The sequence below is a fragment of the Rhodococcus sp. I2R genome (assembly GCF_020889545.1).
Lineage (GTDB): Bacteria > Actinomycetota > Actinomycetes > Mycobacteriales > Mycobacteriaceae > Rhodococcoides.
The window spans coordinates 1-23,839 of sequence record NZ_JAHUTG010000010.1 but is presented as its reverse complement, the minus strand read 5'-3'; the positions used below and the strand labels follow the sequence as shown (position 1 = coordinate 23,839).

21 protein-coding genes are annotated in these 23,839 nt (G+C 64.3%); 11 read left to right on the top strand and 10 right to left on the bottom strand.

Annotated elements, in window-relative coordinates; all coding sequences use genetic code 11:
• Positions 1 to 17 precede the first annotated feature (17 nt).
• The gene (locus KVY23_RS12255; RefSeq protein WP_230556604.1) at positions 18 to 632 is read left to right on the top strand and encodes an alpha/beta hydrolase; all 615 of its coding nucleotides are present in this window, start codon (positions 18 to 20) and stop codon (positions 630 to 632) included.
• 59 nt (positions 633 to 691) lie between these two features.
• On the opposite strand, the gene KVY23_RS12250 is transcribed toward KVY23_RS12255, so the two are convergent.
• A complete protein-coding gene (locus tag KVY23_RS12250; RefSeq protein WP_230556603.1) occupies positions 692 to 2,479 on the bottom strand; it encodes a long-chain fatty acid--CoA ligase in 1,788 nt (595 codons plus the stop codon).
• Between the two features lie 297 nt (positions 2,480 to 2,776).
• Between KVY23_RS12250 and KVY23_RS12245 the strand changes: the two genes are divergently transcribed.
• Positions 2,777 to 4,600 (top strand): DEAD/DEAH box helicase, encoded by a 1,824-nt coding sequence (locus KVY23_RS12245; RefSeq protein WP_230556602.1) that lies wholly within the window; start codon positions 2,777 to 2,779, stop codon positions 4,598 to 4,600.
• 33 nt (positions 4,601 to 4,633) lie between these two features.
• Here the strand turns inward: KVY23_RS12245 and KVY23_RS12240 are convergent, their stop codons facing one another.
• Positions 4,634 to 5,116, bottom strand: coding sequence for a RidA family protein (locus KVY23_RS12240; protein ID WP_230556601.1), 483 nt, complete (start codon positions 5,114 to 5,116; stop codon positions 4,634 to 4,636).
• Position 5,117: 1 nt separating this feature from the next.
• Positions 5,118 to 5,687 (bottom strand): histidine phosphatase family protein, encoded by a 570-nt coding sequence (locus tag KVY23_RS12235; RefSeq protein WP_230556600.1) that lies wholly within the window; start codon positions 5,685 to 5,687, stop codon positions 5,118 to 5,120.
• Between the two features lie 75 nt (positions 5,688 to 5,762).
• On the opposite strand from KVY23_RS12235, the gene KVY23_RS12230 reads away from it, so the two are divergent.
• The 3 genes from KVY23_RS12230 to KVY23_RS12220 all read left to right on the top strand — a co-directional run bounded on the left by KVY23_RS12230 (position 5,763) and on the right by KVY23_RS12220 (position 9,132).
• Complete coding sequence (locus KVY23_RS12230) at positions 5,763 to 6,938, top strand: acyl-CoA dehydrogenase family protein (RefSeq protein ID WP_075839627.1); 1,176 nt, start codon at positions 5,763 to 5,765, stop codon at positions 6,936 to 6,938.
• 10 nt (positions 6,939 to 6,948) lie between these two features.
• Entirely contained in the window at positions 6,949 to 8,049 is a 1,101-nt protein-coding gene (locus KVY23_RS12225) for an acyl-CoA dehydrogenase family protein (protein ID WP_075839626.1), read from the top strand.
• A 147-nt stretch (positions 8,050 to 8,196) separates the two neighbouring features.
• Positions 8,197 to 9,132, top strand: a complete 936-nt coding sequence (locus KVY23_RS12220; RefSeq protein WP_269418060.1) for a phosphodiesterase — start codon at positions 8,197 to 8,199, stop codon at positions 9,130 to 9,132.
• On the opposite strand, the gene KVY23_RS12215 is transcribed toward KVY23_RS12220, so the two are convergent.
• The 3 genes from KVY23_RS12215 to KVY23_RS12205 all read right to left on the bottom strand — a co-directional run bounded on the left by KVY23_RS12215 (position 9,129) and on the right by KVY23_RS12205 (position 11,828).
• Complete coding sequence (locus KVY23_RS12215; RefSeq protein WP_230556785.1) at positions 9,129 to 10,586, bottom strand: stealth family protein; 1,458 nt, start codon at positions 10,584 to 10,586, stop codon at positions 9,129 to 9,131. The two genes, KVY23_RS12220 and KVY23_RS12215, sit on opposite strands and share 4 nt — an antisense overlap.
• 201 nt (positions 10,587 to 10,787) lie before the next feature.
• Positions 10,788 to 11,156 (bottom strand): VanZ family protein, encoded by a 369-nt coding sequence (locus tag KVY23_RS12210; RefSeq protein ID WP_075839625.1) that lies wholly within the window; start codon positions 11,154 to 11,156, stop codon positions 10,788 to 10,790.
• Between the two features lie 48 nt (positions 11,157 to 11,204).
• Positions 11,205 to 11,828, bottom strand: a complete 624-nt coding sequence (locus tag KVY23_RS12205) for a bifunctional 2-polyprenyl-6-hydroxyphenol methylase/3-demethylubiquinol 3-O-methyltransferase UbiG (RefSeq protein ID WP_206509498.1) — start codon at positions 11,826 to 11,828, stop codon at positions 11,205 to 11,207.
• Between the two features lie 149 nt (positions 11,829 to 11,977).
• On the opposite strand from KVY23_RS12205, the gene KVY23_RS12200 reads away from it, so the two are divergent.
• A complete protein-coding gene (locus KVY23_RS12200; RefSeq protein ID WP_075839624.1) occupies positions 11,978 to 12,487 on the top strand; it encodes a DinB family protein in 510 nt (169 codons plus the stop codon).
• Positions 12,488 to 12,502: 15 nt separating this feature from the next.
• On the opposite strand, the gene KVY23_RS12195 is transcribed toward KVY23_RS12200, so the two are convergent.
• Together KVY23_RS12195 and KVY23_RS12190 are read right to left on the bottom strand one after the other, a co-directional pair.
• The gene (locus KVY23_RS12195) at positions 12,503 to 12,997 is read right to left on the bottom strand and encodes an SRPBCC family protein (RefSeq protein WP_075839623.1); all 495 of its coding nucleotides are present in this window, start codon (positions 12,995 to 12,997) and stop codon (positions 12,503 to 12,505) included.
• The gene (locus tag KVY23_RS12190) at positions 12,994 to 13,806 is read right to left on the bottom strand and encodes an SDR family oxidoreductase (protein ID WP_206509499.1); all 813 of its coding nucleotides are present in this window, start codon (positions 13,804 to 13,806) and stop codon (positions 12,994 to 12,996) included. Before KVY23_RS12190 ends, KVY23_RS12195 begins: the two co-directional genes overlap by 4 nt.
• Before the next feature lie 101 nt (positions 13,807 to 13,907).
• Here KVY23_RS12190 and KVY23_RS12185 point away from each other — a divergent pair, with 101 nt between their 5' ends.
• Positions 13,908 to 14,933: an iron-siderophore ABC transporter substrate-binding protein gene (locus KVY23_RS12185; protein WP_230556599.1), complete on the top strand. Its 1,026-nt coding sequence runs from the start codon at positions 13,908 to 13,910 to the stop codon at positions 14,931 to 14,933.
• Positions 14,934 to 14,949: 16 nt separating this feature from the next.
• On the opposite strand, the gene KVY23_RS12180 is transcribed toward KVY23_RS12185, so the two are convergent.
• Entirely contained in the window at positions 14,950 to 16,434 is a 1,485-nt protein-coding gene (locus tag KVY23_RS12180; RefSeq protein WP_230556598.1) for a cryptochrome/photolyase family protein, read from the bottom strand.
• A gap of 98 nt (positions 16,435 to 16,532) precedes the next feature.
• Between KVY23_RS12180 and KVY23_RS12175 the strand changes: the two genes are divergently transcribed.
• From KVY23_RS12175 to KVY23_RS12160, 4 genes are all read left to right on the top strand, one after another.
• The gene (locus KVY23_RS12175) at positions 16,533 to 17,435 is read left to right on the top strand and encodes a ParA family protein (RefSeq protein WP_075839622.1); all 903 of its coding nucleotides are present in this window, start codon (positions 16,533 to 16,535) and stop codon (positions 17,433 to 17,435) included.
• Between the two features lie 93 nt (positions 17,436 to 17,528).
• Positions 17,529 to 19,214 carry an alkaline phosphatase gene (locus KVY23_RS12170; RefSeq protein ID WP_230556597.1) on the top strand — a complete coding sequence of 562 codons (1,686 nt, stop codon included), beginning with the start codon at positions 17,529 to 17,531 and terminating at the stop codon, positions 19,212 to 19,214.
• Between the two features lie 27 nt (positions 19,215 to 19,241).
• On the top strand, positions 19,242 to 20,084 hold the full coding sequence (locus KVY23_RS12165; RefSeq protein WP_230556596.1) for a rhodanese-related sulfurtransferase: 843 nt from the start codon (positions 19,242 to 19,244) through the stop codon (positions 20,082 to 20,084).
• A gap of 61 nt (positions 20,085 to 20,145) precedes the next feature.
• Positions 20,146 to 21,039, top strand: a complete 894-nt coding sequence (locus KVY23_RS12160; RefSeq protein WP_230556783.1) for a pseudouridine synthase — start codon at positions 20,146 to 20,148, stop codon at positions 21,037 to 21,039.
• A 72-nt stretch (positions 21,040 to 21,111) separates the two neighbouring features.
• Here KVY23_RS12160 and KVY23_RS12155 read toward each other — a convergent pair.
• Positions 21,112 to 23,839: carboxyl transferase domain-containing protein (locus tag KVY23_RS12155; protein ID WP_308070785.1), on the bottom strand; the 2,728-nt coding region annotated here is incomplete at its 5' end.

The following is a 23,839-nucleotide window of genomic DNA, read 5'->3' as shown; positions in this document are numbered from 1 at the left end:
GCATGCAAAATAGCCGAATGCCTTTTTTCGAGGGAGTCACCGGTGCCGTCCACTATCGCTCGTGGACGACGACCCATCCGCGTCTGGTTCTGGTATTTCTTCACGGTCTCGGCCAGCACAGCGGCCATTACCATCGCTTCTCCCGCGTCCTCAACAACGAGGACATCGACGTGTGGGCGATCGATCACGTCGGACACGGTTTGACCGAGGGAGAGTTGTCGGACGCATCGCAGATTGCCGGGTTGGCGAAGAACGCGCTGCAGCTGGCAAGTCTCGCTCGTGCCGAGCGTTCGGGGGTGCCGATGGCGCTGATGGGCCATTCGCTGGGGGCGGCGACCGCGATCGCCGCCCTGACCGAGGAGCCGAGCGGATTCTGCGCGGCGGTGCTGTGCGGAACACCGAAGTCGACGACTGGAAAGCTCTCGGATCTCGACGACACCGCGGTGCCCTTGTTGGCCGTGCACGGGGTGGACGACCGGATGGCGCCGATCGATGCCGTGCGTGCCTGGATCCCGAACGTGCCCGGGGCGCAGTTGCGCGAATACGAGGACGCAGGTCACGACCTGCTGCACGAGAAGGTACACCGGACCGTCTCGCTGGACGCGGCTACCTTCTTACTCGAACACGTGTAGCGCACTACGAAAGCAGGGCCCGTGTGATGCACACGGGCCCTGCTTTCATGCGGTGGAGATCAGCTGTAGATAGCTTCGATCTCGGATCCACGCTCCTGATGAATGACGTTGCGCTTGAGCTTCATCGTCGGGGTGAGTTCGCCGGTCTCGGCGGTGAAGTCGACCTCGAGCACCGAGTACTTCTTGATCTGCTCTGCCTTCGAGACCTTCTTGTTGGCGTCGGCGACGGCCCGGTCGACCTCGGCGATGAGGTCGGGGTTCTTCTTCAGATCCTCGAACGCGATGTTCTCGGCGATGCTGTGGCGTTCCTTCCATCCCGGTAGTGCTTCGGGATCGAGGGTGATCAACGCACCGATGAACGGCTTGCCGTCTCCGACCACGAGGCACTGACTGATCAGAGCGTTCGCGCGGAGTGCATCCTCGAGCACGGCCGGCGCAACGTTCTTGCCGCCGGCGGTGACGATGATTTCCTTCTTGCGGCCGGTGATCGAGACGAACCCGTCCTGATCGATCGATCCGAGGTCACCGGTGTGGAACCAGCCGTCGACGATCGATTCGGCTGTCGCCTTGTCGTTGTGCCAGTAGCCGCCGAACACGACCGGTCCCTTGACCAGAAGCTCGCCGTCGTCGGCGATCTTAGCGGCGTGGCCGTTCAACGGCTTGCCGACGCTGCCGATGCGCTGCTCGGTGGTGGTGTTGACGGTGATCGCCGCGCTGGTCTCGGTGAGGCCGTAGCCCTCGTAGACGGGAATGCCGACGCCGCGGAAGAAGTGTCCGAGACGAGCGCCGAGGGCTGCGCCGCCGGAGACCGCCCGCTCGCAGTTGCCGCCCAGCGCTGTGCGGAGCTTGGAGTACACGAGCTTGTCGAACACGGCGTGCTTGGCGCTCAGGATCAGGCCGGGCCCACCCTTATCCTTGGCCTCGCTCCACTCGATGGCGGTGGCTGCGGCCTTGTCGAAGATCTTGCCCTTGCCGCCGTCGTATGCCTTCTGCTTGGCCGAGTTGTAGACCTTCTCGAAGACGCGGGGCACCGAGAGAATGAAGTCGGGCTTGAACGTGGCGAACTGGTCGAGCAGGGTGGTCACGTCGGAGGTGTGTCCGATGGTCACCTTCGACTCGAACGCGGCGACCGAGACGGCGCGTGCGAACACGTGGGCCATCGGCAGGAACATCAGCGTGCGGTTGCCCTCGTTCATCGAGTCGTGCAGAGCCATCGAAGTGGCCTGGATCTCGGCGTAGAAGTTGCCGTGGGTGAGCTGAACGCCCTTGGGGCGCCCGGTCGTGCCCGAGGTGTAGATGAGCGTCGCGGGACTGGACGCGTTCACCTGCTTGCGACGGGCATGCAGGTCCTCGTCGCTGACGCCGGCGCCGCGGGTGCTGAGTTCTTCGATGGCGCCCGCGTCGATCTGCAGAACCTCACGCAGATCCGCCGCGCCCTCGGTGACCGCTTTCAAGGCTTCGGCGTGCTCGGGGGTTTCGAGGACGAGCATCGTGGTGGCCGAGTCTTCGAGGATCCACTGCGCCTGGTCGGCTGCGGAGGTCTCGTAGATTGCGACGGTGCAGCCGCCCGCGGTCCAGATGGCGTAGTCGAGTACGACCCACTCGTAGCGGGTGGAGGACAGGATGGCGACGCGGTCGCCGACCTCGACGCCGGAGGCGATGAAGCCCTTGGCTACGGCGGCTACCTCTTTGGCGAACTGACCTGCGGTGACGTCGGTCCACGTCCCGCCGGCCTGGCGCTGGAAGGGAACGAGGTTCGGGCACTCCTTCTCGTATCGGTAAACCGTGTCGGCCATCGATGCATCTTCGGGAATGGTGAATGATGCTGGCACAGAATATTCGCGCACTGTAGGACCCCTCCGGGTAAATGACGTAACAGGTGTGCATTTCATCACATTCCGTGTCGTTCTGCATTACCGGGGTGTCCGGTTTGCGACGTTTCTACACGTTCAGTGGAGCTTGGTATGACTCGCAGAGCACCATAACTGGTGGCGATGCCGATTTCGACCGCGACGAAATGCCCGATTTCGCCGGCAGTTGGACCCTCGAGCGGGTGCGGAGTCGCCGCTCATCCCCGTTCGTTGCGCCCAATTCTCGGCACTCGGTCCGTCGGAGGCCGTGACAGGGATTAAACTCCCAGGTATATGAGCACAACAGAGCCGAATCAGGATGCCGCTGTGACCGATGCCGCTGGGACCACGGACGAGTCCACATCGAACGGGCCGGCGTCGGCGGCCACCGACCCGCCGCTGACCTTCGCCGATCTCGGCATCGACGAACGCGTCCTCAAGGCGCTGCACGACGTCGGCTACGAAAGTCCTTCGCCCATCCAGGCCGCCACCATTCCGCCGCTGATGAGCGGCAATGATGTGGTCGGTTTGGCGCAGACGGGCACGGGCAAGACCGCTGCATTCGCGGTACCGATCCTGTCCAGGCTCGACGTCTCACGCCGGGTGCCTCAGGCACTCGTGCTGGCTCCGACGCGCGAACTCGCGCTCCAGGTGGCCGAGGCGTTCGGTAAGTACGCCACCAACATCCCCGGCCTGCATATTCTCCCGATCTACGGTGGTCAGGCTTACGGCATTCAGCTTTCCGGGCTGCGCAAGGGTGCGCAGATCATCGTCGGAACGCCAGGTCGTGTCATCGACCACCTCGAAAAGGGCACACTCGACTTGTCTCAGCTCGAGTACCTGGTGCTCGACGAGGCCGACGAGATGCTCAAGATGGGCTTCCAGGAAGACGTCGAGCGCATCCTGGCGGACACCCCTGAGTACAAGCAGGTCGCGCTGTTCTCGGCCACGATGCCGCCCGCGATCCGAAAGATCTCCAAGCAGTACCTGCACGACCCGGTCGAGATCACCGTCAAGACCAAGACCTCGACTGCACCCAACATCACCCAGCGCTACGTACAGGTGGCACACCAGCGCAAGCTGGAAGCGCTGACCCGGATCTTCGAGGTCGAAGAGTTCGAGGCGATGATCATGTTCGTCCGGACGAAGCAGGCTACGGAGGAACTCGCCGAGAAGCTGCGGGCGCGGGGATTCTCTGCCGCCGCGATCAACGGCGATATCGTCCAGGCTCAGCGCGAACGGACCATCGGTCAGCTCAAGAGCGGCGCCATCGACGTACTGGTGGCCACCGACGTCGCTGCCCGCGGCCTCGACGTGGACCGGATCTCGCACGTCATCAACTACGACATTCCGCACGACACCGAGTCCTATGTGCACCGCATCGGACGCACCGGCCGGGCCGGTCGAGCCGGTGAGGCTCTGCTCTTCGTCGCACCGCGCGAGCGTCACCTGCTCAAGGCGATCGAACGCGCGACGCGCCAGCCCATCACCGAGATGCAGCTCCCCAGCGTCGACGACGTCAACGCGCAGCGCGTCACCAAGTTCGGCGACTCCATCACCGAGAGCCTGAGCTCGACGAACCTGGGACTGTTCCGCAAGCTGATCGAGGATTACGAACGCGAGCACGACGTCCCGCTCGCCGACATCGCTGCGGCGCTCGCCGTGCAGTCCCGCGACGGTGAAGAGTTCTTGCTCAAGCCCGAGCCGCCCGCCCCGCCGCGCGCGGCACGCGAACCGCGCGAGCGGGTGCCGCGCAAGTTCGACGAGGATGCCGCCAACTCGCATCACCGCAAGACCGGTCAGGACATGGCGACCTACCGCATCGCCGTGGGTAAGCGCCATCACGTCGCCCCCGGTGCGATCGTCGGAGCCATCGCGAACGAGGGCGGACTTCGTCGCAGCGATTTCGGGCACATCAGCATCCGTCCGGACCACTCGCTCGTCGAACTTCCAGCCGATCTCGCCGACGAGACCGTCGAGGCGCTGCGTCGCACCCGCATCAGTGGGGTGCTGATTCAGTTGCAGCCCGATTTCGGCCCTCCCGGGGGCCGTGGCGGTCCGCGCGGTGGCGGAAAATTCAGCGGACCCAAGGGCAAGGACAAGCGTCCGAGAAGCTGATTGAGAGCCGCTGATTGAGAGCCGCTGGGGTTCCTAGCCGTCTATCTCGATTTCTGCCGATACGACCACAGCGTTGTTCATCGGCAGTGCTGCCACTCCGATCGCACTGCGTGCGTGCGCGCCGACCTCCGGGCCGAAGATCTGCAGAACGAGATCGGAGAAGCCGTTGATGACGGTCGTCGTCTGGGTGAACCCGTGGTCGGCGTTGACCATTCCGGAAACCGTGAGCCAGGCGCTGATTCGGTCGAGGTCACCGATCGCTCGACGCACGCTGCCCAGGACGGCCAGCGCGGTGTCGCGGGCAGCGTCCGTCGCAGCATCGAGGGAGATCTCCGACGGCACGGCCCCGAACGGGCCGGCGAGGGAGCCGTCGGCGAGCTGGGGTGAGTGACCGGAGACGTGGACGCGGTTGCCGCGCACGCGTACCCAGTCGAAGGAGAACGTGAACCCGGGCGGGGCCCCAGCCTCCTCGGGCAGGACGAAACCCAATTCCTCGATATGCCGTTCTGTGCGCATGTCACCGAGTCCTTTGTGCGGGGACGCCATTGATTGTCTCGACAGTCCAATTCTTCCCGTTCTGCCGAACCAGTGTCGATACTCCTGCATTGAGGATGCGCGGCGACGGAATTCCGCGGAGGGCGCCCACAATCGCGCGGATGACACCGCCGTGGGCGACGGCTATGACCGACGAATCGGGGTGCATATCCGCTATCTCGTCGATCGCGCGCAGGCCTCGAACGATCAGATTCTCGCGCGACTCGAGGCCCGGATAGTGCCCGTGCGGCCAGCGTGACCAAGCGTCGTAATCGGTGAAGCCCTCGGCAGCGCCGAAGTGCCGTTCGGCCAGGTCAGCATAGGTTCCAGTGCGTTCGATTCCCAGGTGGGCGCCGATGATGTCGGCAGTTTCGGCAGCCCTCGAAAGTGGCGAACTGACCAGTAAGTCCCAGCGTCGTCCTTCGAGTTCGTAGACGGCTTCGCTCGCCTGAGCTCGGCCGGTCGAGTTGAGCGGAATGTCCGAGCTGCCCTGGAGTCGGCCGTGCAGATTCCAATCGGTTTCGCCGTGCCGAACCAGTGCCAGAAAAGTCATAGTCAGCGAACATTATCGCAGTTGCCGCAGAGTACGGTCGAGGATGACCCAGTGGAAAGATAGCGGAGGGATCTCATGAATCTTGCCCTGACAGAAGAGGAAGCCGCATTTCGTGACGAGATGCGTACTTTCTTCACCACCGAGATTCCCGCGGAGATACGCGAGAAGAACCGCGTCGGCGCCGAGCTGAGCCGTGAAGATCTGGTGACCACGATGCGGATTCTCAATGCGAACGGACTCGCTGTTCCGCATTGGCCGAAGGAGTTCGGCGGCCGGGACTGGACCCCGGTGCAGCGCCACATCTGGCTCGACGAGATGCAGCTGGCCTCGGTGCCCGAGCCGCTGGCTTTCAACGCGTCCATGGTCGGACCGGTCATCGCGACGTTCGGCTCGCAGGAGCTGAAGGAGAAGTTCCTCCCCAAGACGGCAAATGTGGACATCTGGTGGTGCCAGGGATTCTCCGAGCCGGAAGCTGGATCGGACCTGGCCTCGCTCCGCACGACAGCGCTGCGCGACGGCGAGGACTACATCGTCAACGGCCAGAAGACATGGACGACGCTCGGGCAGTACGCCGATTGGATCTTCGCCCTCGTTCGGACCGATCCGACTGCGCCGAAGAAGCAGGCAGGCATCTCGTTCCTGCTGATCGACCTGAACACTCCGGGTATCACGATGCGCCCGATCAAACTGATCGACGGCAGCGTCGAGGTCAACGAAGTGTTCTTCGAGAACGTGCGTGTCCCTGCGGAAAACCTTGTCGGAGAAGAAAATCAAGGCTGGAGCTACGCCAAGTTCCTGCTCGGCAACGAGCGCACCGGAGTCGCCCGCGTCGGACACACCAAGGTACGGCTCGAAGAGGCCAAGAAGCATGCCGCGGCGACCAAGGTCGGCACGGGCACGCTGGCCGAGGATCCGCTGTTTGCGGCGCGGTTCGCCGAGCTCGAAAACGAGGTTCTCGCACTGGAATTGACGCAGCTTCGGATGGTGTCGGGTTCGGAGGACGGCAAGCCCAATCCAGCCTCGTCGATTCTCAAGCTGCGGGGGTCCGAACTGCAGCAGTCCGCCACCGAGATGTTGATGGACATCGCAGGCCCGGACTCGCTGCCCTATGAGGCGGGCGAGGACATCGGGAGTGCGGAATGGGCGCAGCGGTCGGTGCCGACCTACCTCAACTACCGCAAGGTGTCGATCTACGGCGGCTCCAACGAAGTGCAACGTCAGATCATCGCGTCGACGATTCTCGGATTGTGAGGTTCACATTATGGATTTCGAATTGAACGAAGAACAGAAGCTCCTCCGAGACACAGCCCGTGAGATGCTCTCGCGAGCGTACGACACTGAGAAGCGAAATCGAATCGTCGCGGCCGAGCCGGGCTGGTCCGCGGACGTGTGGAAGCAACTCGCCGAGGTCGGGCTGCTCGGGCTCAGTTTCGCCGAGGACGACGGCGGCATGGACGCCGGGCCGGTGGAGATCATGGCAGTGATGACCGAGATGGGTCGACGGCTTGCGCCGGAGCCGATTCTCGACGCCGTGCTCGTCCCAGGAGGATTGATTTCCGACGTCGGTTCGGTGGATCAGCGTCGACGCGTGCTGCCCGGTGTGGCCGAGGGCAGCACGTTGCTTGCGTTCGCGCACAACGAGACCGGCAGTAGGTGGCCGAACGTCGCGGTCGGGGTATCGGCAACCGAGGATGGCGGCTCGTTCTCGCTCGACGGCACCAAGAATCCGGTCCCACACGGCGGCAGTGCCGACATCCTCGTGGTCAGCGCGGCGCTGCCCGGCGGAGGTGTCGGGCTCTTCCTCGTCGACGGCGACGCGACCGGCGTGACGCGCAAGTCCTATCGCACGCACGACGGTCAGCGGGCGGCGCAGATCTCGTTCTCCGATGTCGCTGCCGAGCCCCTCGGTGACGGATCGGACGCCACCGCCGCGATCGTCGCGTCCGAGGTGAAGGCGCAGGCCGCTCTGTGCGCCGAGGCAGTGGGCGCAATGGAGGAGGCGCTTCGGTTGACCACCGACTACCTCAAGCAGCGCAAGCAGTTCGGTGTTCCGCTGGCCAAGTTCCAGGCGCTGACATTCCGGGCAGCCGACATGTACGTGCTGCTGGAGCTGGCGCGGAGCATGGCCCTGTACGCGACGATGAACCTAGCCGACGACGTCGTCGATCCCATGGTCGCGTCTCGGGCGAAGCTGCAGATCTCCAGGTCCTCGCGCAAGCTCGGGCAGGAAGCGATTCAGCTGCACGGCGGCATCGGTGTCACCGCGGAGTATCCCGTCGGGCACTACGTGAGCAGGCTCGTGGCCATCGAGCACACGCTCGGCGGCGTCGACGAGCACCTGCGGGTGCTGATAGGCGGCTGACGCCGCATGTGAGTGGAAGTACATAGCCCGCTATGTACTTCCACTCACCTACGCCGAGCGCCTGTTAGCCACATGTTGGCCCGGCGTATCTGAAACTCTCAGGGTGGGTGGTTAGGCTGGAGGCGAAGGCGCGCGCACAGCGTGCCCATGCCAAGTCCGATCGGAAGCGAGACACCGATGAAGGCTCGGACGGCGGAGTATCCACGCCCGAATCATTGCCTCCTGCACCTCAGCGATACTCATCTCGTCGAGGGCGGGAATCTGTACGGCGGTGTCGACAGCACAGCGAGTTTGCAGCGGCTCCTCGGCGATGTCGAAGCGTCCGGCGTCCAACCCGACGCGTTGGTGTTCACGGGCGACTTGACCGACCGCGGTGAGGCCGGGGCCTACGACAGGCTTCGCGGCCTCGTCGAGCCGCTGGCGGAGGCGCTCGACGCGCAGATCATCTGGGCCATGGGCAACCACGACGACCGCGCCACATTCCGCGCGCGATTGCTCGATCAGGAGCCGAGCACCGGCACGGTGGACCGTGTGCACGAGGTCGACGGGCTCCGCATCATCACGCTCGATTCGACGGTGCCGGGCGAGCATCACGGCGAAGTGACCTCGGAGCAGTTGCGTTGGCTGGCCGACGAGTTGTCCACGCCCACGGAGTTCGGCACGATCCTCGCGATGCACCACCCGCCGGTGCCGACGGTTCTGGACCTCGCCGTGCTCGTCGAGCTACTCGACCAGAGCGCGTTGGCGGAGGTGCTGCGCGGCACGGATGTTCGTTCCATTCTGGCGGGCCACCTACATTATTCGACCTCGGCGACGTTCGCGGGGATTCCTGTGTCGGTGGCGTCCGCGACCTGCTACACGCAGGATTTGAACGTCGCGCACGGCGCACTCCGAGGCCGCGACGGTGCGCAAGCGTTCAACCTCGTCAATGTCTACGACGACACGGTCGTGCATTCGGTGGTGCCCATCGGTTCCTACGACACCGTCGGCGAGTACGTGCCCGCCGACGAAGTCGCGCGTCGCCTGGAACGCGAAGGCGTGCGTATCGCCGAGAGCACTCGGAGCTCGCGCGTCAGCTTCTAGTTCCTGCGAGCTTCGGTTTCCCAGGGCGCCACGATCGGGAAGTAGCGCTCCAGGAATGCGGTCACTCGCCGTGTTCGGACGTCGAGATCGACCTCGGGGAAGCTGCCGTCGTTGAGGCAGAAGAAGTCGACGGCTCGCTTGGGAAGCAGATTTTCCATCGAGTGCAGACCCGTGTGCGCCGTGGTGTCGATGTACGTCACCTTGGCATCTTTCTGTACGACGGCGCGGCCACTCATCAGCGCGTAGTAGTGATACAGCGAATTGGTCACCGAGATATTCGTACTGGCGCGAAATGCGCTCGCTGCGGTGGCAGCGAACTCGTCGGCGAACTCGTTTTCCATCTCCTGCATCACGCTCTTGCGCAGTGGTGTAGCTGCATGCTCGAGGTGCCGGGTGGTCATGAGACCGAAACGCTTCTGCAGCAGGCGACGGTTGACCCGGGCCGCGTTTTCGAAACCGCTGCGGTCCTCGTCGTTGTAGCCCAACCCTATTCGGGTCGGCGCCTCGATGAACATACTGATGCCACCGGGGGAGAAGAACATCTGGGGCCCCACCGGACGGCCGAAGAACATGTCGTCGTTGGAGTACAGGAAGTGCTCGGACAGGCCAGGGATGTGGTGCAGCTGGCTTTCCACTGCCTGCGAGTTGTGTGTCGGCAGATTCGATGCGTCTACGAAGAATTGGTCGCTGGGGACGAAGGTCACCCGGGAATCGTCGGCGAGCCACGCCGGACGTGGGGAATCGGTGGCGACGAAGATGCGACGGATCCACGGTGCGTACATGTGAACCGAGCGGAGTGCGTACTTCAGTTCGTCGATCTGCCGGAATCGAGCGGCCGAGGAATCACCTTCACCGACAATGTAGTTCTGCATGCGGCGGGCCCGTTGGGCCTGGAACTCGGCCGACGAACCGTCGACCCAGGAGAAGACGATGTCGATGTCGAAATTGATGTCCGACGCGTGGTCGGCGAACATGTTCTCGATGGTCGGCCAGGTCATGCCGAATCGTTCGACTGTGCCGCGGACCGCCTCGCTCGGGGCGATGCTGCGCCGGGTCAGAGAATTCTCCACCGGCAACTGAACCTCGGTGGGCGAGAACGCCCACAGTTCGATCTGAACGGCCGTCGATGCCCCGTAGTGCAGTGCGCTGACGGGTTCGACGCGGGGGCGGAAGAGCCGGAAGATGCGAGCGTCACTGGCCTCGGAGAGCGATCCGTCGGCGACGAGAACTGTCTTGGCGCGCTTGACGTCCACGGTCTTGGCGTAGAACGGCTCCCGCAAGCAGGCCTCGACCAACGCGGTTTCGAGCTTGCGGCGGGCGGCGACGTCGATAGCGACGACCGGCCGCTCGTCGTTGCCCCGGACCAGGAGGTACTTGATGTTGGCGGCATCGAGCGCCTCGCGGACGAACAGCAGATCCTCGACCATGGCCTCGTGGGGCGTGGTCGAGGTCATCTTCAGGGCGAAGCGTCCGGCATGTGGAACGACATCGGAGCGGTCCGTCAGGCGCGCTGCGGATTCCGGTGACGCACCGGTCACCGGGTCGGCCGTGTCCTGCTCGGGCGGAACCAGGTAGATGTCGTGGGGTGCGGACGTCGTGGTGATGGTGACCCTTCCGGTTCAGGCGTGCGAGCCGAGGACCCCCGGAGCGTCCTCTCAGTGTATAGCCGAACGAGAGGGCGCCACGAGCGCCGCGATCAGCAGACCGGCGGTGACACCGAACACGTCGAACAGTGCGTCGTCCAGCGAACCGCTCCGACCGAGCGGGAGGACCGCCTGCAGCGCCTCGGATAGCCCCGCGAAGGTGACGGTCCACACAGCGGTCCACCTCGCGGATATCGCTGCCACTCGAGACGAGTACGCCAGCGCCGCGAACAGGCAGAAATGGACGATCTTGTCGCTGTGCTCGAACCCACTCGGAACCCCCGACGCCGGAGTGAACAGAATGATCAGCGCGGCGACCACCGAGATGGCGAGTGGGAGGTAGTACTTCAGCGGTAGCTCGAGTGGTGGGGGCGGGGGCACCGCTCCCAGCCTAGGAGTCTCGGTCCAGCCCAGGAGTTGCGGCCCGGCTCAGGTGTTGCGGCGCAGCAGGACGACGGTGTCCTTCCGCTCGGCAGGGGTGCCGTCGGGTCCGGCACCGGCCCGGGCGCGTGTCTCGGCGAGGACGGTCGTCCAGTTCTCGTCGTCGAACAGCGCTGTGATGGGATCGACATCGAACAGTATGTCTGCGCGCGGGTGGTGCTTGGCATGGTCGTCCGAGGGGCTGTGTCCGACGATCAGCAGGTGCCCGCCTGGGTTGACTGCGTGGCCGAATCTGAGAAACGCAGGACCGACCTGCTGCATGGGCAGCTGAAAGAAATGCGCGGTGACCAGGTCGTACTGCGTCTCCGGCGCCCAGGTGAGCAGGTCGCGGTGCAGCCATTCGATGTCACGGTCGCCTTGGTTGGCTCGTGCACGCTCGAGTGCTACTTCGGAGATGTCGACGCCGGTGGTCTTCCATCCGTTGTCGGCGAGCCAGAAGGCGTCGCCCCCTTCGCCGCTGCCGATGTCGAGTGCCGTGCCGGGCGTCAGCTTCGAGGCTTCGGTGGCGAGGACCGGGTTGGCCTTGCCGCTCCAACGCTGTGGCATTTCGGTGTACAGGTTGTCCCAGAACGGTTGATCGAACTCGGTGGGAGTTTCGTCGTGTGTGTGCATGATTTCCACTGTGCCCACCTCCGCCCGCGGGCGCAACAGGGTTTGCCGAAACAGCAAAGAAGGCGCTTCGCGCATGTGCGCGGAAATACGGGCAAGACTATGTATTTCCACGCACATGCGCCGAAGGCGCACGACGAAAGGACCACCTCGTGAATCACGCCGCAGTGCTGGCCGATGCTTTCGGGAGGATTCGGGAACTCGTTCACGAAATCCTCGACGATATCGCTCCGCACGCACTCACCTTCCGGCCGGACTCCGAAGCGAACACTGTCGCCTGGTTGATCTGGCACCTCACGCGTGTTCAGGACGATCATGTTTCCGGCGTTGCAGGAAGCGACCAGGTGTGGACCGCTGACGGCTGGGAAGCCCGCTTCGGACTGCCGTTCGAGAGCAGCGCTATCGGCTACGGCCAGAATGCCGAGGAGGTCGCCGAGGTCACCGCTTCCGCCGAGCTGCTCCGGGACTATCACGATGCCGTGCACGCCAGGACGGTCGCGTATGTCGAGTCGCTATCAGCGGCTGACCTGGATCGTGTTGTCGACGACCATTGGGATCCCCCGGTGACATTGGGTGTGCGGCTGGTGTCCGTGGTCTCCGACGATCTTCAGCACGCGGGCCAGGCTGCCTATGTCCGGGGAATGTTCCAACGGCACGGTTGATGGTGACGTGCATGCTCAGGCGAATCGCCTCTGGAGGTTGCCGAGTGTCCTCCTGATGTTCCGACGCTGGAACTCGGGGAAGGTACTACCGCCGGTGACGATCTTGTCGAACACGAAAGCCAGTGCATCGGGCCAGTTTCGGCGATCGTCGGTCCATGTTTCGGTGACTTTGGTTCCACCCGAAACGTGCTCGAACTCGTAGCGCCACGTCGCGATGGCGCGTTTCAATCGGGGAGACGTGACGCCGATCGCGTGCACGCGAAACTCGAACGCCTTGGCCGGCTCGGCAACGGTCACCGTGCAGCGAGTGACCCAGCGTGCTCTGCCTCGCTTGTTTCGGCCGTCGAACACCATCCCGACGTAGGCGCCGTCCCGCGGTTCGGCAACCACTGCACCGCGATTCTCGGGACTCCAGTTGCCCATCTGCACCGGGTCGCTGATCGCGTCGTACAGGATGTTGGCATCGGCCGCGACCACCACACTGTCGGCGACGGTGAAATCGCGCGTCACTTGCGGAGCCCGGGATGGATGCGAGCGAGCATCGGCACCAGCAGGGTGCGTGGTGTCACCGCAGCGAACACGGAGGTGATGCGGTTGGCCATGCCCGGTATCGCAACCATGCTGCCCTTGGCCAGCCCGTTCACCGCGGTCTTGGCCACCTCCTGCGGGGAGACCCACATGATCGATGGCAGCGCAGCCTCGGCGTCGTCGACCGAGAAACCCGCGGCCTCGGCGAAGCCGGTGTCGACCGGCCCGGGGCACAGCGCTGTCGCGCTCACTCCGGTTCCGCGAAGCTCGCCGACGAGGCTCTGGGTGTACGAGAGCACGAAGGCTTTGCCTGCGCCGTAGCCCGCCTGGCCCGGGAGCGGCTGGAAGGCGGCAGTGGACGCGACGTTGAGAATCGCGCCGCGCCGGCGGGCGGTCATTCCTGGAAGGAACCTGCTGCACAGGTCGGCAACCGCGACGACGTCGACCTCGATCATGTTCATTTCGGCTTCCGGGTCCGAGGATGCGACCGGGCCGACGGTTGATAGCCCGGCGTTGTTGACGAGCACGTCGGGGACGAGTCCGAGCGCTTCGATGCGGCCCAGTAGTTCGGCGCGATCCGACCGCTCGGAGAGATCTGCGGGGAGCACCTCGGCGCGCACCCCGCGTGCGCTCAACTCCTCGGCGAGCGCGGTCAGTTTCTCCGCTCGGCGGGCCACGAGTGTCACTCCGTGTCCGCGTGCGGCGAGCTCGCGGGCGATTTCTGCGCCGATACCGGAGGATGCCCCGGTCACGACGGCGGTGCGATCAGGGGCGGGGCGAGGAAGGCTCATGCATTCCACCGTAGCTCCCTCGAGCTTTCACGAGAGTTGAAATTCCAACAAAGGTAAGCCTAGGCTTCATTGTCGAACCCGATCTCGAGAAAAGGCCTCTTATGCGACACGCTGGCTCCCTGCGCACTGTGGTGCTGTCCGGTCTTCTGGCCACAACTGTGATTCTCGGGGGATGCAGTTCGGCCGGCGAAGACGCCGAAACCACATCGACCGGTGACTTCGAAACCGTCACCATCGACTCCGCCCTCGGCCGAGCCGTGATCACCGACAAGCCCGAACGCATCGTCACCCTCGGCATGGGATCCGCCGAAACAGCGATCGCGCTCGGAACCGTACCGGTGGGCGTGGAGGAATACCCCTGGGGATCCGACGAATCCGGATACCTGCCGTGGATGTACGACGCAATCACAGAATCGGGCGAGGCACTCCCCGAACAGTTCACTGGCGGCACCGAACTGAACATCGAAGCCATCCTCGCGCTGGAACCAGACCTGATACTCGCACCGTGGTCCGGCATCACTCAGCAGCAGTTCGATTCGCTCAACGGATTTGCCCCCGTGGTGGCCTACGAGGAGCAGCCGTGGACCATCACCTGGGAAGAGCAGATCTCCGTCATCGGCAAGGCCATGGGCGAGGAAGGTAAGGCAGCCCAAGAGATCGCCGAGATCAACAGCCGCTTCGCCGACGCCGCCGCGGCCCACCCCGAGTACCGGGACGTCACCTTCTCCTACATCTACAACACCGGCCCCGGCACGCTCGGTGTGTTCCTTGCCGAGGAGCAGCGCGTGGCGATGGTCCGCGCACTCGGCCTCGAAATAGATCCGGTCGTGTACACCCTCGACGAAACCGGAGGAACCGACTCCGCAGTCATCGGCCTGGAGAACGCCAACCTGCTCGACGAGTCGGATCTGATCTTCACCTTCTACTCCGACCCGCAGAACCGCAGCGACACCGAGACCCAACCCGCCTACAACCAGATCCCAGCCATCGAACGCGGGTCCGTGGTGGCGCCGACGGACCAACCCTTCGTCACCGGCTCGTCGATCATCAACCCCCTCACCGTCCCGTGGGCACTCGAACGCTACGTCCCGATGATCGACGACGCAGTGGCCGAACTGCCGAACTAGCGGGCGCTCGGGCTGCTCAGAACACCTCGCGCTGTGACTCCTGTTCGAGCACTTCCTCGAGATCGGAAAGCCTGTTCATCGACGACACCTGACGCGCAGTCCGATGGTTCTGCGCCAACCGATCTCGGTGCCGATGCACAAATGCCCAGTAGCCCGCCGTGAACGGGCAGGCGTCGGGTCCCAGTCGTTTCTTCGGGTTGAATTCGCAGCCGCCACAGTGGTCTGTCATTCGGTTCAGGTATGCCCCGCCCGAGGCATACGGCTTGGTCGCGATCAAGCCACCGTCGGCGTGCTGGCTCATCCCGATGACATTGACGGGCATCACCCAAGCGAACCCGTCGACGAAGGCGGTGGCGAACCATTCCATCAGGGCTTTCGGGTCGTAGCCGCGCTGCAACGCGAAGTTGCCCAGGATCATCAGCCGCGGGATGTGGTGCACCCACCCGCGATCACGCAGCTCGGACAGGGTGTGCGACATGCAGGCGGCGATCGGTTTTTCGCCATCGAGATCGGTGAACCACGAGGGGAGCGGAACGTGCGCGCCCAGCTCGTTGCGATCTGCGTATTCGGGTCCGAAGTGCCAGTACAGATGCCAGACGTACTCGCGCCAACCGAGCACCTGTCGCACGAATCCCTCCACCGACGCCAGCGAGGCGTCCCCGTCACGCCACACCTTCTCCGCCGCCTCGACCACATCGAGAGGCGCAAGCAATCCCAGGTTCAGCGGGACCGACAGTAGCGAGTGCGACATCGTCCAATCCTCGGTCATGACGGCGTCCTCGTACTTGCCGAAATCCTGCAGCCGATAGGACACGAAGTGCTGCAACGCCTTCTGTGCTTCGTCGGCCGTGACGGCGAACAGTCGCCGGCCGTCCTTTCCGACGGTATCGAGATCGAGCTCGTCGAGATCGGTTCTCACCTCCTCGTCGATTGCGTCCTCGGTGGGCCACCACGGTGGATCGACGCCCAGCCTCGCCTGCTTCTTCGGCGGCGGCTCCCGGTTCTCCTCGTCGAGGTTCCATCGCCCGTCCACGGGCTCGTCCCCGTTCATCAGGATCTCGAAGCGTCGCCGCTGATCGCGGTAGAACGTCTCCATCCTGAACTGGTGCCGGTTGCCGGCCCACTCGGCGAAATCCGCTCGGCCGAGCGCGAACATCGGCGTCGGCAGGACATCCTCGACGACGCCTTCCTCGGCGAGACGCTGCACGAATCTCTCGGCGGCATGGGAGGTCGGCTCGAACACGAGTACCGGTCTGCCGAACTCCTCGAGCGCGTCCCGGTAGGACTCGGCGCGCAGGTAGGTGGCGCGTTCGCCCAGCTCCTCGGCGAGATGCCGCATTCCCGAAAGCACCAAGTGCAGTTTCTGACGGTGGAATCTCCGGCGCTGCGCGGCGCGGGTGCTCTCGATCAGCAACACTTCACGGTGCCCGTGATCGGGTGTGGAGTGGAAGTGCGGACCGAGTTGGTCGCCGAACAACCAGAGCGGGGCCGAGGAGGTCATGCACCCCAGGATGCACGGATCTATACATCAGCAAACCCACGCGCTCTGTGCTGAACTTGGCCCGGTACTCGTGTCCAGGGGGAGGGAGGGGGTTCGCCATGGCGACTGTCATCGCCACGATCAATCTCAAGGGCGGGGTCGGGAAAACCACGACCACTGCAGCGCTCGCCGAGTTCATGTCGGCCGAGTTCGGGTACAAGGTTCTGCTCGTCGACCTCGACCCGCAGACCAATCTGACCACGATGATGATCGGTGAGCAGCGGTGGCAGGAGGTCAACGACCGGAAACAGACCGTCGACGCCTTGTTCGCCAGTGCCCTGGACGCGGATCTACCGGAGTTCGACGTCGACCGGTCCCTGGTGCGGGGAGTATCGCCACTGGAGTCGGTCCGCGGCATCGACCTGCTTGCGTCCTCGCTCGATCTGATGGAGACGCAGGAGGAGATGAACGCCTGGCAGTACGAGGTGCCGGGCTCGCTCGAGCCGCTGCTGGTGCTGCGGGCCGCGCTGGCGAACGTGCGATCGAACTACGATTTCATCCTTCTCGACTGCGCCCCCAACCTGGGTATCGTCACCGCGAACGGTCTCATGATGGCCGACGCCTACGTTGTCCCTGCCATCCCCGACGTGCTGTCGACGTACGGCATACCGCAGCTACAGAGACGGGTGCAGCGGTTCACCGATCGCACCGGTCACACGCTCACGCCACTGGGCCTGATCATCACGAAGTACCGCGGAAGTTCGTCTCTGCATCGAACGACGATCGAGCGCCTACAGCGGGCGGTGTTCGAATACGACGCGCTTCCCGCACACGAACGCGCTTCCCGTCCTCGACCTCCGACGGTGATACCGCATTGGATTCCGGAATCCAATCAGATCGCGCAGTCCGCGGATTTCGTGGACTTCGGCACGCTTCGGCAGAAGTACGGCACCCACGGGCAGTTCGAGACGCTGCGCAATGTGACCGATCATCTCGTGCAGAATGTCGGTGTCTATCTGTGATCGAGTGATACACCAACTGTCGGTGACGTGAACATTCACCCCCGGTGGCCAGCCCGACTTGACCTGCGCCTCGAGTTCGCATGGACTGGTCGGGTGGTTTCACGAGAAGGTGTGTCCAGGCGCGGGTTTCTGAAGTCCTCGTCGATTGCTGTCGCGGCGGTCGGCGCGGCTACCGGTGTGGCAGGAGCGCTGCCCAGGGTTGCTCGTGCGCAAGGTGCGGAATTCGTGCCGTTCGCGCACGGTGTCGCCTCGGGTGATCCGACGCCGGATGCGGTGATCGTCTGGACCCGTGTGACTCCGACTCCCGACGCGAGGCCGGGGTCCGGTGTGGGCCCGGTGACGTCGGTCCGGTGGCGTGTCGCCACCGACCCGGAACTGACCAATCTCGTACGCAGTGGCACGGTGTCCACCTCCGCGGACGTCGACCACACCGTGAAGGTCGATGTCGACGGGCTTTCCGCGGCGACCACGTACCACTACTGCTTCGAGGTACTCGACGGCCCGGCTGCGGGAACGCAGTCGACCATCGGCACCACCCGGACGGCGCCGACGAACGATGCAGACGTCGATCGAATCCGGTTCGGTGTCGTCTCCTGTTCCAACTGGGAGTCCGGATACTTCGGCGCCTACCGCCACCTGGCGTCCCGCACCGATCTCGATGCGATCATTCATTTGGGCGACTACCTCTACGAGTACCGGACCGGTGCGTTCGCCGGGAAGTACGGTGTGGTTCGCCAGCATGACCCGGTGCACGAGATCGTCAGTCTCTCCGATTATCGAATCCGCCACGGTCAGTACAAGAGCGACCCGGATCTGCAGGCGGCGCATCTCGGTGTCCCGTGGATCTGCACGTGGGACGACCACGAGAGCGCCAACGACGCCTACGACGGCGGCGCGGAGAATCATCAGCCAGAGACCGAGGGGCCATGGAACGTTCGCAAGGCCAATTCGGTGCAGGCCTACTACGAGTGGATGCCGGTTCGAGTAGCCGGTACGCCGCAGAACAGGCACCTGTACCGGCGCCTGCGCTTCGGTAGCCTGCTCGAGCTTTCCATGCTGGACCTGCGCACGTATCGCTCGAAGCAGGTCGCGCCCACAGCAGGCGCCGAAGTCGATTCACCCGATCGCACCATCACCGGCCGAGATCAGATGAACTGGCTGACCGATGGGATCGTCAGCTCGCCTACGACGTGGAAGATCGTCGGCAATCCCGTGATGATCACCCCGGTGCTGGTTCCGCCGCTCGAGAGCGAAGCTGCCGGCGCTTTGACCGAACTTCTCGGCATTCCCCGGGGTGGGGTGCCCTACATGGCCGACCCGTGGGACGGGTACACCGCCGATCGTGCGCGGCTGCTCGGGGCAATCGCCGACAACGGCGTCAATAACACGGTGTTCATCACCGGCGATATTCACTCGTCGTGGGCCTGCGATATTCCGCAGGACGCTGCGCGTTACTTCGAGACGGGGGCGGTCGCGACCGAACTGGTCGTGACGTCGGTATCGTCCGCCAATGTCGACGACCTCACGCGCACGCCGCCGCACAGTCTCGGCCGTGTCGCGGAGTCTGCCCTGACCACGCTGAACCGGCACATCCGCTATGTCGAACTCGACAGCCACGGCTTCGGGGTGTTCACCGTGACGCCGACGGGTGTGCAGATGGACCACTGGTATCTCGACGCCAAGGAAGACCCGTTGACCGGGGTGTACTGGGGTGCGGGCTTCACCGTGCCCGCCGGTACCGCCCGTGTCGAGCACGCTGCGCTGCCGGTGCGCACGTAAAGACGTACACGCGGCATACTTTGCTGTATGGCAGTACCGAAAATCGTCTTGTTCTACGTGTTCACGCCGTTGCCGGATCCGGAGGCCATCCGGCTCTGGCAACATGCGCTCGCCGACTCGAACAACCTGACCGGACGCATCATCGTCTCCGAACACGGGATCAATGCCACCGTCGGCGGAGAAGTAGCGGATGTGAAGAAGTACGTGCGAGGTACTCGCTCATATGTCCCGTTCGCCGACGCGGACATCAAGTGGTCGGACGGCCTCGGTGACGACTTCCCGAAGCTCAGCGTCAGGGTTCGCCCCGAGATTGTCACATTCGGTGCACTCGAGGAACTGAAGGTCGCCGCCGAGGGCGTGGTCGGCGGGGGAGTGCACCTGAGTCCGCAGCAGGTCCACGAACTGGTGGACGAGCGCGGCGACGAGGTGGTGTTCTTCGACGGCCGCAATGCGTTCGAGGCGCAGATCGGCAAATTCAAGAACGCAGTGGTTCCCGATGTCGAGACCACCCGCGATTTCGTGGCACAGCTCGAGTCCGGGCAGTTCGACCACCTCAAGAAGGCCCCCGTCGTGACGTACTGCACCGGCGGAGTCCGATGCGAGGTGCTGTCCGCCCTGATGCGTTCGCGTGGCTTCGAGGAGGTCTACCAGCTCGACGGCGGCATCGTTCGCTACGGCGAAACATTCGGTGACGATGCGCTGTGGGAGGGTTCGCTCTACGTCTTCGACAAGCGGATGACGGTGGACTTCTCGGATCACACCTCGGTGATCGGCCGGTGCTCCGTGTGCGCCAACCCGACCTCCCGCTACCAGGACTTCGACGGCGACGACGGTCGGGGCCTGCGCCTGGTGTGCGTGGACTGTGCCTGAGCAGGCTCCACTCCTGCCTAACCGGGTCATTCCGCAGGCTCCACTCCTGCCCAATCGGGTCATTCCGCAGGCTCCACTCCTGCCCTTCCGGGACGGCCTTGCGCCCCTTCGTATCCGGCTCCCACACGGCGAGACCGCGGCGACGGTACTCGATTTCCTGGTGCGCGAGTATCCGGACGATCACTGGGCCGAGATGATGGCCGAGGGCGGCGTCGTCGACGAGAAAGCTCGCCGGTGGACCGCGGACAGTCCTTATGCACCAGGACGATTCGTGTACTTCCACCGTACGCCCGCACCCGAGGTGCCCGTCCCGTTCGAGCTCGACATTCTGCACGACGACGACGGCATCGTCGTCGTCGACAAGCCGCATTTTCTTGCGACCATTCCGCGGGGGATGCACGTCACCGAGACAGCGACGGTGCGGTTGCGTCGCCTGCTCGACTGCCCGCACCTCACTCCTGCGCATCGGCTCGACCGTGCGACGGCGGGCGTGCTGATCTTCACGCGGACAGCCGATTTGCGTCGGCCATATCAGGAACTGTTTTCATCCCGGTCGGTCCTCAAGGAGTACGAGGCCGTCGCGGGATGCGACCCCGAACTCGACTTCCCGCGAACTGTGCGTAGTCGAATCGAAAAAGATCACGGCGTGATGGTGGCGCGGGAAGAGCCCGGCGAGCCGAACAGCGAAACGCGAATCGAACTGATCGAAACGATGGGGGAGTGGGCCCGGTACCGGTTGTTCCCGCACACCGGTCGAACGCATCAGCTGCGAATTCATATGTCCTCGTTGGGCATCCCGATCAAGGGCGATCCATACTACCCAGTTTTCACACGCACAGCCGCCGACGATTTCAGCGCCCCGCTGCAACTACTCGCGCGTGCAATCGAATTCGATGATCCGGTCACCGGTGAGCGCCGACGCTTCGAGAGTCAGCGCAACCTCGTCGATCGGTAGCGCCGACACAGGCCCCGACATCACTGCACCCCCGGTCGCTGAGCGGCCGGGGGTGCAGTGGTTGTCGAAATGCTATGCCTGTGTGCGGGTTATGCCGCGTTCGATTGCGGCGATGATTTGTGGTCTGAGTTCGGCGGCGGGGACGATGTGGTGGACGGATCCGACTTGTTGGGCTCGTTGGATGTTGTGGATGGTTTCGAATTCGGATGCGACTTCGCCGAGTTTGGCGTTGCGGACTTCGGTTGTGGTGGTGGCGAGTTCGATGCGTAGGTGTGCGCGGTCGGCGTCGGTGTCGGCGGCGGCGAGTGCGGTTTCGAGGTCCTTGACCTTCGGGTCGGCGGCGGTGCGGGCGTTGACGTCTCTGGTGAAGACGACGGCGGCTGCGGGTGCGCCGCCGAGGACGGATGCGTAGGATCCTTCGACGGCGAGGACTTCCATGTTGTCGTTGAGTGCGCCGGAGAAGACGACGAATGCGCCGCCGTGGTAGCGGGAGACGACGCAGAAGACGATCGGTCCGTCGAAGTTGACGATGGCCCGTCCGATTTCGGCGCCGTATTCGAGTTGCAGGGTGCGTAGTGATTCGGGGGAGCCGTCGAAGCCGGAGAGGTTGGCCAGGACGACGATCGGTCGTGATCCGCTGGCGGCGTTGATGGCGCGGGCGGTTTTCTTGGAGCTGCTGGGGAACAGGGTGCCCGAGGTCCATTGGTCGGGTCCGTCGGCGGGGAACCAGCCTTTGCGGGCGATGGCGCGTGATTCGATGCCGATGACGCTGACGGGGATGCCGGCCAGGTGTGCGTCGATGACGACGGAGGTGTCCGCGTCGGCCATGTCGGCCCATCGTTCGAGGACGGTGTGGTCTTGGTCGACGACGGCGCGCATGACGGTGCGGATGTCGAAGGGTTTCTTGCGGTCCGGGTTGGTGACGGGTGAGAAGATGTCGCCGACGGTGGTGAAATCCGATGCCGGGTGCACGTGTGGGTAGCTGCGGACGTCGCGGTCGGCGGGGTCGGCGGTGATGGCGCGGCGGGGGAAGCGTTCTCCGGGTGCGGTGTAGGCGTGGTCGTAGTGCGCGAAGAGTACTTCGATTGCGGCACGCAGGTTCGGTGCCCAGTATTGGGCTTGTCCGTTGGGGCCCATGACGCGGTCGTAGCCGCCGATACCGAAGTTGTCCTCGGCGGAGACGCCGCCGGAGTAGTCGAGGGACTGTTTTCCGGTCAGGACCATGGCGCTGTCGGGGGTCATGACGAGGATGCCTTTGGTGTGGGCGAGCATTGTTGCTTCGGCGTTCCAGTAGGGCTGGGCGCCGACGTTGATGCCGGCGACGACGATGTTGATCTCCCCGCCGGCTTGGGTGAAGGTGATGATGCGGCGTAGTCCGCGCGAGACCCAGTCCATGTTTTCGGTGCCGGTGGACATGGAGATGGTGGCGCCGGAGGACAGGGCGAACCATTCGACGGGGGCGCCGAGGTGTTCGGCGAGGTCGATCGCGGCGACGATGCGGGAGCATTCGGCTTCGGCGACGGTGCCGAGGGCTTTGGTGGGGTCGCCGAAGAGGGCGACCCGGGTGATGCCTTCGGGGTAGCGCTCGCTGGGTGTGCTGAGCACACCGGTGATGATGCCGGCGGTGTTGTGTCCGTAGGGGCGCTCGACGGGGGCGAGGGTGCCGGCGGAGTCGAAGTCGTATTCGGTGAAGGTGCCACCGGTGCTGGTGAGGAGGGGGATGAGCTCGTAGGGGTAGACGGTGCCGCGGGCTTGGCTGCGTTGGACTTTCTGGGTGTATTCGTCGAGGGGGCGGAGGGGTTCGGTGGGTTTGTCGGTGATCTTGGCGACGACTCCGGCGCCGGATCGGTAGGAGAATCGGATGGCGACTTCGCGGATGGGGTTGTCGCCGTCTTTGAGTCGGGCGATCATGGTGATTTCTTCCAGGCCCGCGCCGATGGTGGAGGGGGCGATGTGTCGGGCGATGGTGGCGAGTCGGTCTGCGGGGACGTCGAGGACGGGCCAGACGTAGAGGGTGACGCGGTTGGAGTCGAGGCGTTTGCGGCCGCGGCCCGCTTGTGCGCGGCGGATGCCGTCGAGGCAGGCTGCGATGGTGCGTTCGATTTCTGGGACTGCGACGACGTCGCCGTTGTCGTCGAGTTGTGTTGTCACGCCTCGGATTTCTGCGAGTGCCATCAAGCGTTCATCGGCCGGGTTGTTCTTGGCGTTGAGCTGGAACAGATACGTTCCCGGTGCCGCGGGGAGCCGCTTACCATCGAAGTTCTTGAGCCGCCACAGATTCAACCGCTGCCCCGTCAACGGATGCATATCGCGGATGACGAGGTCCTCGGCCAGCGGGCCTGTTTCCTCGGTGGCGAGATTGCCCTCGCCGGTGGGTCGGCGGAACGTCATCTTGGACACGACGTCACCGCAGACGGTGACCGTGATTCGGCGCCAGCCGCGGGTGCGCGGGTGTTCGGACAGTACCGCCTGGATGACCGCGGAGATCTCGTCCCCGTCGGACGGGGCGTCGGGCCATGCCAGATACAGGTCCACCGCGAGGTGCTCGGGTGCGGGACCGGCGATGTCGTCGATCGCGTCCAATGTCGCAGACAGGTCCGTGAACGACGTTGCCGTGGAGACGAGTTGTAGTCGTTCGCCGGCGAGGTCGAAGTTGCCGGTGACGAAGTGTTTGTTGTCGCGGTCGAAGGCTTTGACGTCTTCGAGGGTGCGGATTTCGTAGTATTGGCGGGTGATGACTTCCAGGAGTGCGCCGGGGTCGGTGATTCGTGCTGCGAGGAGGTCGATCAGGGGTTCGGGG